The organism is Thalassotalea agarivorans (genome assembly GCF_030295955.1).
GTDB lineage: Bacteria > Pseudomonadota > Gammaproteobacteria > Enterobacterales > Alteromonadaceae > Thalassotalea_D > Thalassotalea_D agarivorans.
The window spans coordinates 3,172,766-3,189,345 of the sequence record NZ_AP027363.1 but is presented as its reverse complement, the minus strand read 5'-3'; the positions used below and the strand labels follow the sequence as shown (position 1 = coordinate 3,189,345).

Sequence of the window (16,580 nt, the reverse complement as noted above, 5' to 3'; positions counted from 1 at the left end):
GATTATTGTGTGTTGTCACCTTAACTGCTTTTACTTGTTGAGATTGACGAAAGGTAATTAGCTGGCGTTTGCCTATTTGCCTATTTGCCTATTTGCCTATTTGCCTATTTGCCTATTTGCCTATTTGTTTATTGGTAGGTATATTGTATGCAATAAAAATAATGAAGCATGCCTTATGAAACTACCTGCACTTATTACCTCATTGCTACTTAGCACGTCACTATCTGTATCTGCTGGCGATGTATTTGAACAAAAAGATGTTACTCATCAAGATATTTTGCGTGGCTCAATTACGCCTGAGCGCGCATGGTGGGACTTACAGCACTATCATTTAGCCTTTGCTGTAGACAGAAAAAACAAGCAAATCAAAGGAACAAACACGGTAACTTACAAAGTTATCGGTGAGCAAAAACGCTTCCAAATCGAGCTACAACCTCCGCTAAAGCTCACGAAAGCCGAACAAGGTGGCCAAGCGTTAACCATTGAGCAGGACGGATATACCTATTTTATTACGCTTGCTAGTAAGCAGCCGCTGGGCGCTGAAAAACAGGTGGTGTTGCATTGGCAGGGGCAACCTCATGTTGCGGTAAGGCCGCCATGGGATGGTGGTTTTACTTGGAGCCAAGACAGTAATGGTCTGCCTTTTATTGCCACGTCAAATCAAGGTATAGGTTCAAGTATTTGGTGGCCGTCAAAAGATCATGGTTACGATGAACCAGACAAGGGCGTGCTAATTAGTGCTGAAGTGGAAAAACCTCTGATGGGCATTGCTAACGGGCGTTTAGTAAACACCGAAGAGAAAAAGGACACGCGCGTATTTCATTGGCAAGTCACTAAACCTATCAACAATTATACGGTGAATATCAACATAGGCGATTACGTTTATTTTGGTGAAACATTTAATGGCGAAGGTGGCACCCTTGATATGGATTATTACGTGCTGCGCGAAAACTTGGAAAAAGCCAAGGTACAGTTTAAAGATGCGCCAAGATCTATTGAAGCCTTTGAGCATTGGTTTGGTCCGTACCCGTTTTACGACGACAGTTTTAAATTAGTAGAAGTGCCTTATTTGGGCATGGAACATCAAAGCTCGGTGACATACGGAAACGGCTATCAAAATGGTTATAAAGGGCGTGACTTAAGCGCGACAGGAAACGGCGATAAGTTTGATTTTATTATTATTCACGAAGTAGGTCACGAGTGGTTTGCTAATAATATTACCGCTAAGGACAACGCTGATTTGTGGGTGCACGAGGCGTTTACTAATTATTCGGAAAGTCTGTTCTTGGAGTACCATTTCTCGAAAGCTGAAGGTGACGAATATGTGCGCGGTACGCGCCACAATATATTCAATGAAGCGCCAATCATAGGCATACCACATATTAATCGCTCGGGTAGCAAAGACATGTATTACAAAGGCGGAAACATGCTGCATACTATTCGCCAGGTAGTTAATGACGATAAACTGTGGCGAGAAATTTTACGTGGATTAAACCGCGACTTTGCCTTACAAACGGTTGAATCAGCGCAAATCGAAGCCTACATGGATGCAAAAACCGAGAAAGATTTATCTAAAATCTTTGACCAATATCTACGAGACTATCGCGTGCCAACCTTGGAGTATTTTAACAAAGGTGATGACGTGAGAGTGCGTTGGAACCAGGTAGTGAAGGGCTTTAATATGCCAGTGCGTGTTTTTATCGATGGTCAGCCTGTTTGGCTTGAAGTCACTGACAAGTGGTCTATTTTACCAAGCAAGCCAAAAACATTGCGTGTAGATCCAAACTTTTATGTCACATTTTTAAACATCTTAGGTGATTAATTTTATGCGGGGCTATCGACCTTAGCCCCGATTCTCGACTACACTATAGTTAATCTAACTTCGCGAATAATAGGATATTTATGAAAGCGTTGATCTCCTGTGTAGTTGCACTTCTTTTAAGTTTTAATAGCTTCGCCTTGGATTACGAAAAAGGCTTATCTGACCTAAATCGAGGTGACTTTCAATCAGCAAAACAGCAATTTGAAGCACTGGCAGAGATGGGTGTTGCGCCTGCTCAATTTCAACTTGCGCAAATGTATATCAATGGCTGGGGTGTTAAGAAAGATATCCCAAAAGCAATTGGCTATTTAGAACAAGCGGCAGAGCAAAATGACCCCAGTGCTAACTTTCAGTTAGCGGTCATGTACACTGACGGCAATGGTGTGCCAAAAGACGAAAAGAAAGCCTTTGAGTTAAACCAAAAAGCAGCGATGAAAGGGCTTGAAGCAGCACAATTCAATCTAGGTGTTATGTACGAGCAAGGACAAGGCACTTACAAAGATTACAAGCAAGCAGCGAAGTGGTATGAGCGCGCGGCGAATCAAAATTTTGCGTTAGCACAGTTTAATTTAGCGCTACTGTACTCAGAAGGTAAAGGGGTTAAGAAAGATGTAAAACAATCTTTCATTTGGAATACCCTTGCGGCGCGCGCGGGCTATACGCCAGCAGAGAAGAGCCTTATTTTAGATGAGCGCAACATGAGTAGCGCAGACATTGAATTAGGGCGCGCACAGGCAGAAACGCTGCGTACAAAAATTCTCACTCAGCTTGAAGAAAAAGCGAGATTAAGAGAGCAAAATCGACTGGTATATTGATCTATATCAGCTTTTTTTCAGATAAAGCGATTTAACATATATCCATAGACAAAACCTACAAAACAAAGGAGCCGTTTATGGATATTTTCACTATGTTTTTCAATGACCCTGTGGTCTTTATTTCATTTACTGGATTAGCGGTTGTATTAGCTATTTGTGCCTATTATGTATGGTTTTTCTTGAGTCACATTGAACACGATAGCAAGGGTTCGCATTAGTCGGCTGACACGCTCGAAATATCTCCCGTCGAAAGACGTATTCGCTTATACCTAGCAACATGAATTGGTATACTAGGCCCTAACTTTGGTTAGGGCTTTTTTTATGATTTATTCTGCAACGTTCAAACCCGCTTGGTGGCTCAGTAATAGTCATGTGCAAACCATGGCGGCAAAACTTTTGCGCAGAAATGAAACCATTTCCACTTTCAAGCAGCAGCTCGACACACCCGACGGTGACTTTATTGAACTGGCGTGGACGCAAACACCGGATTCTATTTCACCAGAGCAACCTATAGTTGTTATCTTGCATGGCCTAGGAGGCTCTAAAGACAGCCACTATGCCAAAGGAATGCTTAAATCGGTAACGGAAAAAGGATGGGTTGGTGTACTTATTCATTTTCGAGGCTGCGGTGATTTACCTAATCGCAAGGCGCATGCTTACCATTCAGGTTTTACTGATGACATTAGCTTTTTTAGCGATTATTTAGCGCAACACTTTCATAGCAATCCCAAAGCGATCATGGGGTTTTCCCTTGGCGGTAATGTATTAACGCGTTACTTGGCCCAAACCACACAATCGCCGTATCAAAGTGCAGCAGTTATTTGTGCACCCTTGCATTTGCTTAGTTGCAGTGAACGAATTGCGCAGGGTAGCTCTAAGATTTATCAAAAGTATTTGGTAGATATGTTAAAGACGTCGACCGCCGACAAAATAGCGGATGGACTGGTGACGCATATTTCGGCTGATGAACTTGCTGATATTCGTTTGCTTTTCGATTTTGACGATAAAGTAACTGCGCCGCTCAATGGCTTTGATAACGCTGTGCACTACTATGAATCCGTTAGCGGCCGTTATGTGATCGATAAAATTGCTATACCTACACTGTTTGTACACGCCAAAGACGATCCTTTCCTTGCCCATGAAGAAATTGTAAAACTACCTACTTTACCAGAGCATGTGCGTTTTGAAGTGAGTGAAAAAGGCGGCCATGTTGGCTTTATATCGGCGCGGGGCTTAAAACCGTTCTTTTGGTTGGAACAACGCATTCCGCAATTTTTTGAGGACTATTTATGATCATACCGTATCAACAGATAGCGTCTGACACGCTAGAAAATTTGATTAAAGAGTATGTATTGCAAGAGGGAACTGATTACGGCGAACATGAAAAAGCGCTCGCCGAAAAAGTAGAGGATGTCCGTCGTCAATTAAAAAATGGCAGTGCGGTTATCGTGTTTTCAGAATTGCACGAAACGGTCAATATTTTACCGAACGACGGCACCTTTGAAATTGAGTAATTAGCCGTTAAACGTTAAATGGAATGTGACCGGCACCATTAAACTAATGCTCGGTAGTCCCGCAATCGCTTGTAGGGCGGCAACACCAGCGGTTAAATCATAATCGGCCGCATTTAATACGATGGGAGCTGCCGTATTTACCGTGATAGTTTTATCCTTTAGCTTGGTAACAACAACGTCAGCGCTAATCGTATTCACTTTGCCGTGCAATGATAACTCACCAGATAAAGTAACTCGCTTTTGTTCGCCTACTGCTAGCCCAGAAATTAATGTTGGGTCAATAGTGGTCTTGAAGCCTGCGGTAGTGTATTGATTCGTTTCAAACAACATGGTTTGCATACGCTCGTTGCGAATCGGTATCAAGGTATTTACAGACGTTAGCTGCACTACAAGTTTGGCTTTACCTTGCGCATCAATGGTGCCTTGTAGTGCTTCAAAAGTATGCGTTTCAGCGATAGTTTCTTTTTTGACGCTAACAAAATTTAGCGTTGATTTGTCGCTATCTAGTTGCCAATTGTTCGCAATTGCAGAGAAGTTAATTAATAACAGCGCAGTAATAAAGGTTTTCATAACATGTCCTATCGGTCAGTTTTGTGTGGCTTGATAATGTCATGCCACGGAAAATTTGGATCGCCTAGTGAGATAAAATCTGGGTTCATTAAGGTATCTCGCTGATTATAACTAAGCTGTTTGAATTCACTGTCTATAATGCTGCCACCAGCTTGTTCTAAAATACATTGGCTAGCACCTGTATCCCATTCGCCCGTAGGACCGATGCGCAAATAGCAATCTGCGCCGCCTTCAGCAATAAGACAATTTTTTAGCGAACAACTTCCCAGTGCAACATATTCGAAACGAAAGTCTTTATTGAGGTATTGCCCCATTAAATTGAGTTCTTGGCGACGACTCACTGCGACTTTTATCGGTCTGTCTTTAGTATAAGGTTCAACCTTTATTTGAATGGCGCTTTCACCATTGTCTTTAAACGCGCCAACACCTTTTTGTGCGTAGTAGGTGAGTCGATGTTCAGGTGCATGAATAACACCTATAGCAGGCCAATGATTTTCAACCAAGGCGACATTCACGGCGAAATCGCCACTGGCGAGAATAAATTCACCCGTGCCATCAATGGGGTCTAATAGCCAGTATCTTTGCCAAGTAACACGCTCTGCAAGTGGCAGCGCGCCGACTTCCTCTGAAACAATTGGAATATCAGGCGTTAATCGTTTCAGCTCCGCCATAAGTACATCGTTGGCCGCGATATCGGCACTGGTTACCGGGCTGTCATCTTCTTTTATTTCTTTGGTGTAGTCGCCAGCATGATAGTGCTTAAGTACCTGCTCACCTGCTTTTTTTGCACTAGCAATTGCAATTTGCAGTAGTTCATCTAAGGTCATGTTGACTCCTTTTGGCTGTCAACAAACAGCATTAACGCAGCGATAGAACGTGCTTCTTTAAAATCAGGCTGGGCTAATAGGCTGTGATAATCGCTGACTTTCCATGGCACTATTTCAAGCGGTTCAGGTTCGTCACCGGGTAAGCTTTCGGGATACAAATTATTGGCGACAAAGATATCCATATGGGCGTCAAAAAACGCTGGTGCCATCGACAAAGAATGTAATTTTTCAATGGATCGCGCGCCATAGTGAATTTCTTCTTTTAGTTCCCTGTTGGCGGCTTCAACAGCTTGTTCGCCTTCATCGACGAGCCCTTTAGGAAAACCTAATTCATAGCTATGCGTACCACCACAGTATTCTCTAACGAGCAACATAGTTTCGTCGTCTAGCATAGGTATAACCATCACTGCGCCCTTGCTTTTGCCCATCATGCGTTCATAGACACGTGTTTCGCCATTCGAAAAAGTGAGGTCGACGGACTCAATGGCAAATATGCGACTGCGAGCAACTTCCTTTCTTCCATTAATTTTGGGCAATGCTTTGTCTTTTGTCATGTTTGTGGTGGGCAAATCATTCGTCAACTTGGTATGATGCTATGATAAATCGAAATTAAGGGATAAATCTATGTTTGATTGGTCAAAAATTGAAACTGTCTTGCTAGATATGGACGGGACTATCCTTGACCTGCATTTCGACACCTTCTTTTGGATGGAGCATTTGCCCCTTAGGTACAGTGAACATTACGATGTACCCATTGCACAAGCACGCGAAGCATTAATCAGTGACTATGAATCTGTGGTCGGTACAATCTCTTGGTATTGCTTGGACTACTGGGCAGAAAAAACTAAGATGCCTATTCGCGAGTTGAAGCGAGAAGTAGAGCATCTTATTCAATTGCGTGAAGACGCTCATGACTTTTTAGTTGCGCTACGACAAGCGGGCAAGGACGTTGTACTAGTAACCAATGCGCACCCTGATGCCTTATCACTTAAAATAGAGCGCACTCAGTTAGATCAGTATTTCGATACCTTGTACTCTACGCATGAATTCGGCGTAACAAAAGAATCTCAAGAACTGTGGCACAAACTGCAACATAAGCATGGCTTTGATAAAGCGACAACCTTGTTTGTTGACGATAATATCCCAGTGCTCAATTCTGCGAAGCAATATGGTATTGGTCATATTCTTGCTGTCGCTAACCCGGACAGTAAACAAGGGGTGAATGACATGGGTGATTATCTGTCGATTACTGATTATCGCACCATTGTTGGCGATATTGTTTAGCCCCTTTAGTAGTCTTTTTATTATCTCACTGTGAATGTATTTAGGCGCAAATCAGCGCCCATTGACTACCGATTGCATGCGTCAGCGCTTATAATAAAGTCCATACATTTATAGCTTGTCAAGGCGTCTTTTCATGCCATCTAAATCTCTAGTAACGTTATTTGCTCTTGTCGGTTTTTCCAGTGCAACAGTACATGCCGATAACCCTGCTTACGCGTCTGAAGCCGCGCTAACCAAAGCCGTTGAATTTGCACCAGGTATTATTTCTACGAAAGCGCATTTTGAAATTAACACCGTGTTTAACAAAGCTGGCGACAATGTCCTTTTCGCTCGCTGTGCGGACGACTTTACTCGTTGTACCATGATGCAATCTGAATTTAAGCAGGGCGCTTGGCAGCCCGCTAAAAAATTATTCTTTTCAGGTGGCTATCTCGAGGCAGATCCTTATTACAGTCCCGACGAACAGTACATTTATTTTGTTTCCAATCGACCTATTGACGGTAGCAATGAAAAAGCTAGCAGCGTAAATATGTGGCGTTCGAAACAAGTGAACGGTCAGTGGCAAGCGCCAGAATATTTGCCGCAGTTAAGCTCAGATGCTAACGATTTGTATCCATCATTAACAGCAAATGGTGATTTGTACTTTCCGTCTTTTCGAAATGACCAACGTTTATTCTACGTAGCAAAAGCAACAGATTCTGGCTTTGAAACGCCAAAGCCATTGCCGGCAGAGATGTTAGGAGAAGGCGGTCAAATAGGTGATTCTGTGATGCTAGCCGATGGAAAGACCATTATTTTTAGCATGCGCCGCAGCGATAGTTTAGGTAAAGGCGACTTATATGTGTCGTACTTAGTCGATGGCAAATGGACAGTGGCTAAATCCTTGGGTGAAAAGGTTAATACACCTGATCATGAATTTACCCCTATTGTTAGCCCTGATGGTAAGTACTTATTTTTCACAAGAATCGAAAATGGCCGAGGTAATTTATACCAAATTGCTTTAAGTGCGTTGCGCTAAAGTAGGCTGTTTTGCTGGCGTTTTGTGCAAGGACCCAAAACGCCAGCAAAGGTGCAAGGTGCATGGAGCAAGTTATAACGGTTTCGCTTTCATTTGGCAGTTTACAGGACATTGTTTCTTCAACGCCATCACACGTTAACCCTTCGTCTTCCCGTTAGATTCCCTCGTCATCCCTTGCTTGACACGGGATCTAACATCACGCACCTATTAACATGCTCCTTGCACCATGTTTTTTGCGGAAGTTTAATATTTCGCTGGTGTCTTTTCATCTACCATGCTGGCTTTGATGAACTCACGTAAATCGTCATTCGATTGCTTCAAATCTTCAGCACGTAAATACATCATGTGGCCAGAACGATAGCCTTTAAACGAAAGGCGCTCTTTCATTAAACCGCTTGGGTCTAACTGCCACATTGTATATTTGGCATCAAAGTAATTCGTTGCGCCGTCGTAGTAGCCCGCCTGTACCATCACATTTAAGTATGGGTTTTGTGCCATCGCTAAACGCAAGTTTTCGCCCGTGTTGTTGTTGGTGCGATCCCAAGGGTGAACATTACCAAACATATTGTATTTCACATCGGTTTTGTAATTGAGTTCGTTTCTTAGGTAGTGGTTTATTGCTGGTGTAAAGCTGTGTAACCAAGAAGTCAGTTCAGCATAGTAGTCTGGGCGCTCACCAATGGCTTGCTTGTCTATGCCTAAGTAACGTGAGTCTAAACGTCCAATCGTGAGGTTTTTGTCGCGAAGCAATTCTTTCCAATAAAACGACGTCGGGATATCAAGGTTAGCTTGCAATACGACTTGCTCTGAAAGACCAGAATATTTCGCGACTTTCTTAGCAATTGCGGCTTTTTCGTCTGCACTAATAAAACCACCTTTTGCTAAAGCAGGAATGTATTCGTTAATGGTGAATGCTTCTACCTCTGGCAATACTTCATAGAGATCTTTACTTTGTAAATCGTCAGCTAATACACCATGGTGCCATGCCGCTGCTGCATAGTATGGAAGGCGATTAGCCGCTTTTACAGGGCCGTCGCGCTCAATGCCAATATCAGTAGGTGACACTAAGATAGCGCCATTTAAATACATCCATTGACGATTTTGTAGTTCAAGCGCCAAGCCAGAAACGCGCGTTGTACCATAGCTTTCACCAATTAGGTATTTTGGTGAGCGCCAACGTTCATTACGAGTAACAAAGGTGTTGACCCAATCAGCCAAATACTTCACGTCTGCGTTAACACCAAAAAACATTTGTTTTTGTTTTTCACGTGATGGCATTTTACCGTCTTTACCGGGCAATACGCGCGAGTATCCCGTGTTGACAGGGTTAACAAACACAATGTCGGCAACGTCTAGAATCGAATGTGGATTTGTTTTTACGCCATAAGGCTGCAATGGGTAGCCTTCATCGTCAACGTTCAATACACGTGGACCAGTATAAGCAACATGCATCCACACTGATGCAGAACCAGGACCACCGTTAAATGAAATGACTAATGGGCGAGTTTCGGTATCACTGACGCCAGTTCTTTGGTAGTAAGTATAAAAAAGTGTTGCTGTTGGATTACCTTCGTCATCCCATACCGGCTGAGTGCCTGTTGTTGCGGTATAACGGACGGTATTACCGTTAATTTTGGTGCTGTGTTTAGTAACAACTTTTTGGTCGATGTCTATTTGCCTTGCATGTTCTTGTGCAGCCAAGAAACAGGGCAATAATAAACAGAGTGCTAATAACTTTTTCATACTTAACCTTATTCTGTATTGCAATTTAGCTTGTCTAGAGCTTATGCAATATTAAGCAGACTGTCAGTGTTTTAGGGTAAAAAGACGTGTTTTTGCGCTTAAATGTTTTACGGGCTACGTGCTTCTAGCTATGAGCTGTGTGTTGAAATGGCTTCCACGTTCCTTGTTCCCACCAGCGTATGCGAAAACTTACTTGTCCCATGCTCCAACAGCGCAGCGTCCATGCACCAAAGCTCAGCGTAAGGAGATCCCGCATCAAGGTACGGGATGACGGAAACTAGTGCGGGATGACGGTGAGTGCTGCCACCTTTATTTCTGATCATTTTGGCGCAAGACCTGCATCATATTGCATCACGAGCAAAAATAGACAAATGCCTAAAAATCACAAGTCATTGTTTTTATTGGTTAAAATTAGTTGGCACAAGACTTGTAACTATCAGACATTTGGCAATAGTGCCGATAATTGAGTATAAGCGTCGACGTACGCCACTAAGGTATGAATTCTAAGCGGACATTATCTCTTTCGAAAAAACTAAAAGTATTGCTGATAGAAGCGGATGAGCTAAAGGCAAAAGCTTTTATGCAGGGGCTTGATAGCGACAAATATCAAGTCGACTGGCTTTCAAACTCAGGCCATTCATTATTAAAGGCTGTGGAATCATGTGAGCCAGATATTGTGATCATTGATGTTGAATCACCCGATCGCGATACGTTGGATAGTCTTAACCATTTGTCGGCTAATGCTCCCAAACCCGTGGTGATGTTCTCAGATGATGACAACACCAATACTATCAATAAAATGATCAAAGCGGGTGTTAGCGCCTATGTTGCCGGTGGTACAGACCTGACTCGGGTACAGTCTATTTTAGAAACCGCTATTGCCCGTTTCAGCGAGTATCAGTCGCTTAAACAGCAATTAGTTGAAACAAAGCAAAAGCTCTCTAGCCAAAAAACCATTCAAAAAGCAAAAGCATGGCTAATGGAAAATAAAGGGTATAGCGAACAAGACGCCTATCACTTTATTCGAAAAACGGCGATGGACAATAGCCAAACGATGGAAGCTGTGGCAAAAAATATCCTATCCTTTGTATCAGTGCTCGGAGATTAACACGCCTATTATGACTCTACGCGATCTTACGCTTGGCTTTATGCCACTTAACGATGCTGCGCCGCTAGTGGTCGCACATGAATTAGGTTTCTTCAAGAAAGAAGGGCTTAATGTCACATTAAGCAAACAAAATTCTTGGGCGACATTGCGCGATAAACTCGCCGCTGGCTTGCTCGACGGTGCCCACATGTTAGCGCCAATGCCTTTAGCGTCGACCTTAGGTGTTGATGGTATCAAGGTGAATATGCTTGCCCCTATGGTACTGAGCAGAGGTGGTAATGGCATTACTCTGTCGAAACAATTAGCCAAACAAATACCGCTGAACAATGATGGTGACTTACCTTTACCTGCAACACGAATTAGCGACATAGCCACAGCAAGAAAAAATGCTGGTACTAAGCTGCGATTTGCAACCGTGCATCCGTTTAGTTGTCATCATTACCAGTTAAGGCAGTGGTTAACGCAAGGCGGTATTACGCTCGACGATATCGACATCATTTTCTTACCACCATCAAGCATGGTCGCGGCATTGTATTCTGGGGATATCGACGGCTTTTGCGTTGGTAGTCCTTGGAATACGAAAGCGATTCGCGAAAAAGTCGGTGTAACTGTGTTAACTAGCGCAGATAATTGGCCGGGGGCATTGGAGAAAGTGATTGCGGTGACAGCTGATTTTGCCAAAGGCAATGCCGATGTAGTTACAGCATTAATTCGCGCTTTGTATAAAGCGTGTCTGTGGCTGGCAAGCCCTCAAAATAAACTTGAAGCCGCGCGGTTTTTAACAAAGGCGAAGTATCTTGATTTGTCGCTTGATGTGATCGCCCCGCCATTGCTTGATAGCTGTTTAAGTGGTCTCGACAAATCGCCAAGGCAAGTGCAAGCGTTTTGCCAATTTGACCAAGGTAACCAAGCAGATGTAAAAGAGTTTCAACAATTATTGGCAATGATGAAGCAATATCAACAAGTTGATATTGACCAGAGTAGTGATGTTTTAGCGCAGGTTTATAGTGATGCACTTTACCTAAAAGCATTGCACCAAAGTAGTTAAATACCGCACAGGTATGCATCAAAACCAATCAAATTAAACCAAAAAATAGTGCATCAAAATTAATAAATCAATGTTTTATAAGGGTTTTTAAAAGTTGGCACTATTTATGTATTAGTTAAAGCAATCGTAATGTACTAGCAATAGCGTTAATGCATTACACCCTAAACTGCAATGACGTAGTGACAATTAGCCAACCCAAATCATGGCAAAGATAGCCTTCGAAAGATATTCGGGTTGTATAGCATAGTGGCTCAAAGACGACTGATACCTGTCAGTGCGTGTTTGGGCTTTTTTATTTGGAGAAATAGAAATGTCAAAATTAGCTACAAAATCATTTAAGCAGTTATGCCAAATTGCACTAGCTGCTAGCGCCTTGATCTTCACCAGTGCATCAGCAGAAGAAATTGGCTACCCAGAAAAAGAAGAACTTAAATTCGGCTTCATTAAACTAACCGATATGGCGCCTATCGCCATTGCATATGAAAAAGGTTACTTCGAAGACGAAGGGCTTTATGTCACTATTGAAGCACAAGCAAACTGGAAAGTACTACTCGACGGCGTTATTGATGGCCGTTTAGATGGTGCGCACATGCTTGCTGGTCAGCCTATCGCAGCAACCATTGGTTACGGCACGAAAGCAAACATCATCACACCATTTTCAATGGACCTAAACGGTAACGGTATTACTGTTTCAAATGAAATTTGGAAACAAATGAAGGGCAACATTCCAAAAATGGATGATGGCCGCCCTGTTCACCCAATTAAAGCCGATGCGCTTAAGCCGGTTGTAGACAGCTACATTGAACAAGGTAAGCCGTTTAACATGGGTATGGTATTCCCGGTTTCTACACACAATTACGAACTACGTTACTGGCTAGCTGCCGGTGGTATTCACCCGGGTTTTTATGCGCCACACAAAGGCGACACCTCAGGTCAAATTGACGCTCAGGCTTTGTTGTCAGTAACACCACCACCTCAAATGCCTGCAACGCTTGAAGCCGGCACAATTTACGGTTACTGCGTAGGTGAACCGTGGAACCAACAAGCTGTATTCAAAGGTATTGGTGTTCCGGTTGTAACTGATTACGAAATTTGGAAAGACAACCCAGAGAAAGTGTTCGGCATTACGGAAGAGTTTGCTAAAAAATATCCAAACACCACGATTCGTTTAACGCGTGCACTTATTCGTGCTGCCAAATGGTTAGATGAAAACGACAATGCTAACCGTCCAGAAGCTGTGAAAATTTTAAGTAAATCAGAATACGTAGGTGCCGACTACGATGTTATCGCAAACAGCATGACTGGTACTTTTGAATATGAAAAAGGCGACAAGCGTGCAGTACCTGATTTCAACGTATTTTTCCGTTACAACGCTACTTATCCATATTATTCAGACGCGATTTGGTATTTAACGCAAATGCGTCGTTGGGGCCAAATCAGCGAAGACAAACCAGATACTTGGTACAAAGACGTAGCGGCTCAAGTTTACCGTCCTGACATCTACATGAAAGCGGCTCAGTCATTAGTTGATGAAAAGCTTATGGACGCATCAGATTTTGCCTCTCTTGCTGGCGAAGACGGATTTAGATCACCTCAAACACACTTTATTGACGGCATTGTATACGACGGCCAAAAGCCTAACGAATACATCAATAAGTTTTCTATTGGTTTGAAACACGGTGACAAGATTTAACTAGGTTACCTAGTTTTGGAGAACAACATGACTACCTTAATACGTAAGTTGATCACAAAAAATAGTAACGACCCAGCAAGTCATAAGTTCCAGCTGTGGTTTGGCAAGTTCACACGTGTGGCTGCTTTACCTTTTGTAGGTGTCATGGTGTTCTTATTGATTTGGTCAGTAGCAGCGTCAAACATCGACACATCGCTAGGTAAGTTTCCTGGCCCTAAAGCGGTTGCCGAGCAAATGGGCAATCTGTATCAGGAACATCAAGATGCGCGTGAAAAAGAAGCTGCTTTTTATCAGCGTCAAGAAGAGCGCAACGCAAAACGCCTTGCAAAAGATCCAAACTATGAGCCAAAAATACGCGCTTATACCGGAAAAGAAACGTTTTTAGATCAGATTATTACCAGTCTAAAAACGGTAATGAGCGGCTTTTTATTAGCTGCCATTATTGCGATTCCTTTAGGTATAGCGATTGGCTTAAGTAAAAGTTTAAACACAGCAATTAATCCGATTATTCAGATATTTAAACCAGTTTCGCCACTGGCTTGGTTACCCCTTGTCACTATGGTTGTTAGCGCGGTTTATGTGTCGCAAGACCCTATGTTTTCAAAGTCTTTCATCAACTCGATGATCACGGTCACCTTATGTTGTTTATGGCCGATGGTGATTAACACCTCTGTAGGTGTGGCGTCGTTGAATCAAGACTGGGTTAACGTATCACGTGTGTTAAGCCTACCGGCATTAACGCATGTTAGAAAAATCGTTTTACCTGCGTCGGTACCTAGCATTTTTACTGGCATGAGAATGTCTTTAGGGATTGCTTGGATGGTGCTTATTGCTGCGGAAATGCTCGCGCAAAACCCTGGTCTTGGCAAGTTTGTTTGGGACGAATTCCAAAATGGTAGCTCACAATCGCTTAGTCGCATTATGACGGCAGTTATTGTGATCGGCTTTATTGGATTTTTACTCGACCGCATGATGCTTCAACTGCAACGTTGGGCGTCGTGGGACAAAACTGCGCAAGTGCGTTAATTAAAAGGAATAAGAGCAATGAGTACATTACTAGACATCAGTAATATCGACATGGTCTTTGATACACCGAAAGGCCCTTTTACCGCACTTAAAGAAGTAGATTTACAGATTAAAAAAGGCGAGTTCATTTCGCTTATAGGCCACTCTGGCTGCGGTAAATCTACTGTACTTAACGTAGTGGCAGGTTTGCTACAAGCGTCAACAGGTGGCGTTATCCTAAATGGTAAAGAAGTGAATGAACCAGGCCCTGAAAGAGCTGTAGTGTTTCAAAACCACTCGTTATTACCATGGCTTACTGCCTACCAAAACGTTGAACTAGCGGTTAATCAGGTGTTTAAAAACAAAATGTCTGCCGCTGAAATGAAAGACTGGATCGAAGAAAACTTATCGTTAGTGCATATGGACCATGCCATGCATAAACGCCCTGATGAAATATCAGGCGGTATGAAACAACGTGTTGGTATTGCACGCGCACTGGCGATGCAACCTGAAGTATTGCTTATGGACGAACCGTTTGGTGCGCTAGACGCGCTAACTCGCGCCCACATGCAAGACTCCTTAATGGAGATTCAGGAAAAACTAAATAATACCGTCATTATGATCACGCATGACGTCGACGAAGCCGTATTGTTGTCTGATCGCATCGTTATGATGACCAATGGCCCCGCCGCCACAATAGGCGAAATTTTACCCGTGAACTTGCCTAGACCAAGAGAAAGACTAGCGCTTGCCGAAGATGCGGAATATAACCGTTTACGCAGTGCAGTATTGACCTTTTTGTATGAAAAGCAGCGAAAAGTGGAAAATTTTTCCAACAAATCAACAGTTGTTGAGAAAGATCAAGCTACAGATGTCGCATAACAAACTATATTTAAAAGGCGATTTTTAACAGCCATAAAAGGATCTAACGCATGAAACTTAAAACAATAACACTATTAACACTAGCGGGTTTAACAGCAAATGTATTTGCTGAAGAAGCAGACAAGAACGAAGCGAAAACAACATTAGACTTTCGTCTTCGTTATGAAAACGTGGGACAGGATAACCCACTTGAAGACGCATCAGCGTTAACACTACGTACGTTACTTAACTACACCTCAAAATCTTACAGCGGCTTTTCAGGCTTTATTGAATTTGAAGACTCGCGCGTGGTTGCAGGTATTGACGACTATAACGATGGTAATGGTTCTAAGCCAGACTACTCGGTGGTTGCTGACCCAGAAACAACAGAGCTTGACCAAGGTTATGTGAAATGGGCGGGTTCAGGTTTAACTGCAAAAGTGGGTCGCCAAGTGATCACCTTTGATAACCACCGTTTTGTTGGCCATGTTGGCTGGCGTCAAGACAAGCAAACATTCGATGGTGCAACGTTTAACTATAAGCTAGGCAAAGATTTAGATCTTAACTACGCCTATGTCACGCAACGCAATCGTATTTTTGGTGAAGAAAAAGATCTTAAATCAAAAGATCACATGTTAAATGCTAGCTACAACTTAGGTTTTGCTAAGTTAACTGGTTATGGCTACTTACTTGAAGTCGACAACAATACCGACAACAGCTTGAACACCTTTGGTGTGCGTTTAGCTGGTAGCACGGATGTCAGCAAGTTAAAAGTATCGTATCAAGCAGAGTTTGCAACTCAAACCTCAGACACTGCCGGCGTTGAATTCACCGCTCCTTACTACTTGCTAGAAGCGGGCGCAGGATTTAGTGGCATCATGGCAAAACTAGGGTACGAGTCACTAGGAAGTGACGACGGCCTATACGGTTTTTCAACACCACTGGCAACCTTGCATAAATTCAACGGTTGGTCAGATCAATTCTTAAACACGCCTGTACAAGGTTTAAACGACTTGTACGTTTCGTTATCTGGCAAGTTATTTGAAGGTAACTGGGCGTTTATTTACCACAATTTCACAGCGGCTGAATCTACAGCGCTTGTTGATGATTTAGGTAATGAAATCAATGCGCAATACACCCAGAAGTTTGGTGGGCGCTATAGTGCGGGTCTTAAATTTGCAATGTACTCAGCGGGCGACGCAGGTGCAGGCAAAGTAGACACCGATAAAGTTTGGCTTTGGATGACGGCTAGGTTCTAGTTGTTATCCCGCT

General features: G+C 42.9%; 17 protein-coding genes. 13 read left to right on the top strand and 4 right to left on the bottom strand.

All coding sequences use genetic code 11. The features are described from left to right. Positions 1-175 precede the first annotated feature (175 nt). The 5 genes from QUD85_RS14620 (at position 176) to QUD85_RS14600 (ending at position 4,151) form a co-directional block, all read left to right on the top strand. Complete coding sequence (locus QUD85_RS14620) at positions 176-1,822, top strand: M1 family metallopeptidase (RefSeq protein WP_093328686.1); 1,647 nt, start codon at positions 176-178, stop codon at positions 1,820-1,822. Between the two features lie 80 nt (positions 1,823-1,902). Next, positions 1,903-2,637: a tetratricopeptide repeat protein gene (locus tag QUD85_RS14615; RefSeq protein WP_093328684.1), complete on the top strand. Its 735-nt coding sequence runs from the start codon at positions 1,903-1,905 to the stop codon at positions 2,635-2,637. Positions 2,638-2,714: 77 nt separating this feature from the next. Continuing rightward, positions 2,715-2,855 (top strand): hypothetical protein, encoded by a 141-nt coding sequence (locus QUD85_RS14610; RefSeq protein WP_177168864.1) that lies wholly within the window; start codon positions 2,715-2,717, stop codon positions 2,853-2,855. Between the two features lie 103 nt (positions 2,856-2,958). Next, positions 2,959-3,930: a hydrolase gene (locus tag QUD85_RS14605; RefSeq protein WP_093328683.1), complete on the top strand. Its 972-nt coding sequence runs from the start codon at positions 2,959-2,961 to the stop codon at positions 3,928-3,930. Then, positions 3,927-4,151, top strand: coding sequence for a YheU family protein (locus QUD85_RS14600; protein ID WP_093328681.1), 225 nt, complete (start codon positions 3,927-3,929; stop codon positions 4,149-4,151). Before QUD85_RS14605 ends, QUD85_RS14600 begins: the two co-directional genes overlap by 4 nt. Here the strand turns inward: QUD85_RS14600 and QUD85_RS14595 are convergent, their stop codons facing one another. Genes QUD85_RS14595 through nudE form a run of 3 tightly spaced genes read right to left on the bottom strand, consistent with a single transcriptional unit; the run spans position 4,152 to position 6,102 of the window. Next, a complete protein-coding gene (locus tag QUD85_RS14595; RefSeq protein WP_093328679.1) occupies positions 4,152-4,721 on the bottom strand; it encodes a YceI family protein in 570 nt (189 codons plus the stop codon). 8 nt (positions 4,722-4,729) lie between these two features. Then, entirely contained in the window at positions 4,730-5,548 is an 819-nt protein-coding gene (gene cysQ, locus QUD85_RS14590) for a 3'(2'),5'-bisphosphate nucleotidase CysQ (RefSeq protein ID WP_093328678.1), read from the bottom strand. Further along, positions 5,545-6,102 carry an ADP compounds hydrolase NudE gene (gene nudE, locus QUD85_RS14585; protein WP_093328676.1) on the bottom strand — a complete coding sequence of 186 codons (558 nt, stop codon included), beginning with the start codon at positions 6,100-6,102 and terminating at the stop codon, positions 5,545-5,547. The genes cysQ and nudE overlap by 4 nt, the downstream gene beginning before the upstream one ends. A 70-nt stretch (positions 6,103-6,172) precedes the next feature. On the opposite strand from nudE, the gene yrfG reads away from it, so the two are divergent. Next, complete coding sequence (gene yrfG / locus QUD85_RS14580; protein WP_093328674.1) at positions 6,173-6,832, top strand: GMP/IMP nucleotidase; 660 nt, start codon at positions 6,173-6,175, stop codon at positions 6,830-6,832. 133 nt (positions 6,833-6,965) lie between these two features. Continuing rightward, positions 6,966-7,850, top strand: a complete 885-nt coding sequence (locus QUD85_RS14575; protein WP_093328672.1) for a TolB family protein — start codon at positions 6,966-6,968, stop codon at positions 7,848-7,850. A 243-nt stretch (positions 7,851-8,093) separates the two neighbouring features. On the opposite strand, the gene QUD85_RS14570 is transcribed toward QUD85_RS14575, so the two are convergent. Further along, positions 8,094-9,593, bottom strand: coding sequence for a S10 family peptidase (locus QUD85_RS14570; protein WP_093328671.1), 1,500 nt, complete (start codon positions 9,591-9,593; stop codon positions 8,094-8,096). 496 nt (positions 9,594-10,089) lie between these two features. Between QUD85_RS14570 and QUD85_RS14565 the strand changes: the two genes are divergently transcribed. From QUD85_RS14565 to QUD85_RS14540, 6 genes are all read left to right on the top strand, one after another. Beyond that, positions 10,090-10,701, top strand: a complete 612-nt coding sequence (locus QUD85_RS14565) for an ANTAR domain-containing response regulator (protein WP_093328668.1) — start codon at positions 10,090-10,092, stop codon at positions 10,699-10,701. Positions 10,702-10,711: 10 nt separating this feature from the next. Then, positions 10,712-11,749 carry a CmpA/NrtA family ABC transporter substrate-binding protein gene (locus QUD85_RS14560; RefSeq protein ID WP_093328666.1) on the top strand — a complete coding sequence of 346 codons (1,038 nt, stop codon included), beginning with the start codon at positions 10,712-10,714 and terminating at the stop codon, positions 11,747-11,749. A 310-nt stretch (positions 11,750-12,059) separates the two neighbouring features. Then, a complete protein-coding gene (locus tag QUD85_RS14555; protein WP_093328664.1) occupies positions 12,060-13,442 on the top strand; it encodes a CmpA/NrtA family ABC transporter substrate-binding protein in 1,383 nt (460 codons plus the stop codon). 39 nt (positions 13,443-13,481) lie between these two features. Beyond that, positions 13,482-14,468 carry an ABC transporter permease gene (locus QUD85_RS14550; RefSeq protein ID WP_407705100.1) on the top strand — a complete coding sequence of 329 codons (987 nt, stop codon included), beginning with the start codon at positions 13,482-13,484 and terminating at the stop codon, positions 14,466-14,468. An 18-nt stretch (positions 14,469-14,486) separates the two neighbouring features. Beyond that, positions 14,487-15,329, top strand: a complete 843-nt coding sequence (locus QUD85_RS14545; RefSeq protein ID WP_093328661.1) for an ABC transporter ATP-binding protein — start codon at positions 14,487-14,489, stop codon at positions 15,327-15,329. A gap of 50 nt (positions 15,330-15,379) precedes the next feature. Further along, positions 15,380-16,567, top strand: coding sequence for an alginate export family protein (locus tag QUD85_RS14540; protein WP_093328660.1), 1,188 nt, complete (start codon positions 15,380-15,382; stop codon positions 16,565-16,567). The last annotated feature ends 13 nt before the right edge of the window (positions 16,568-16,580 follow it).

What these genes read in the sequence shown, in the direction of transcription:
- QUD85_RS14615 (WP_093328684.1), top strand. Translation starts at nt 1,903, where the DNA reads ATGAAAGCGTTGATCTCCTGTGTAGTTGCACTTCTTTTAAGTTTTAAT.
- QUD85_RS14560 (WP_093328666.1), top strand. Translation starts at nt 10,712, where the DNA reads ATGACTCTACGCGATCTTACGCTTGGCTTTATGCCACTTAACGATGCT.
- nudE (WP_093328676.1), bottom strand. Translation starts at nt 6,102, where the DNA reads ATGACAAAAGACAAAGCATTGCCCAAAATTAATGGAAGAAAGGAAGTT.
- cysQ (WP_093328678.1), bottom strand. Translation starts at nt 5,548, where the DNA reads ATGACCTTAGATGAACTACTGCAAATTGCAATTGCTAGTGCAAAAAAA.
- yrfG (WP_093328674.1), top strand. Translation starts at nt 6,173, where the DNA reads ATGTTTGATTGGTCAAAAATTGAAACTGTCTTGCTAGATATGGACGGG.
- QUD85_RS14610 (WP_177168864.1), top strand. Translation starts at nt 2,715, where the DNA reads ATGGATATTTTCACTATGTTTTTCAATGACCCTGTGGTCTTTATTTCA.
- QUD85_RS14605 (WP_093328683.1), top strand. Translation starts at nt 2,959, where the DNA reads ATGATTTATTCTGCAACGTTCAAACCCGCTTGGTGGCTCAGTAATAGT.
- QUD85_RS14575 (WP_093328672.1), top strand. Translation starts at nt 6,966, where the DNA reads ATGCCATCTAAATCTCTAGTAACGTTATTTGCTCTTGTCGGTTTTTCC.
- QUD85_RS14555 (WP_093328664.1), top strand. Translation starts at nt 12,060, where the DNA reads ATGTCAAAATTAGCTACAAAATCATTTAAGCAGTTATGCCAAATTGCA.
- QUD85_RS14600 (WP_093328681.1), top strand. Translation starts at nt 3,927, where the DNA reads ATGATCATACCGTATCAACAGATAGCGTCTGACACGCTAGAAAATTTG.
- QUD85_RS14620 (WP_093328686.1), top strand. Translation starts at nt 176, where the DNA reads ATGAAACTACCTGCACTTATTACCTCATTGCTACTTAGCACGTCACTA.
- QUD85_RS14565 (WP_093328668.1), top strand. Translation starts at nt 10,090, where the DNA reads ATGAATTCTAAGCGGACATTATCTCTTTCGAAAAAACTAAAAGTATTG.
- QUD85_RS14595 (WP_093328679.1), bottom strand. Translation starts at nt 4,721, where the DNA reads ATGAAAACCTTTATTACTGCGCTGTTATTAATTAACTTCTCTGCAATT.
- QUD85_RS14540 (WP_093328660.1), top strand. Translation starts at nt 15,380, where the DNA reads ATGAAACTTAAAACAATAACACTATTAACACTAGCGGGTTTAACAGCA.
- QUD85_RS14570 (WP_093328671.1), bottom strand. Translation starts at nt 9,593, where the DNA reads ATGAAAAAGTTATTAGCACTCTGTTTATTATTGCCCTGTTTCTTGGCT.
- QUD85_RS14545 (WP_093328661.1), top strand. Translation starts at nt 14,487, where the DNA reads ATGAGTACATTACTAGACATCAGTAATATCGACATGGTCTTTGATACA.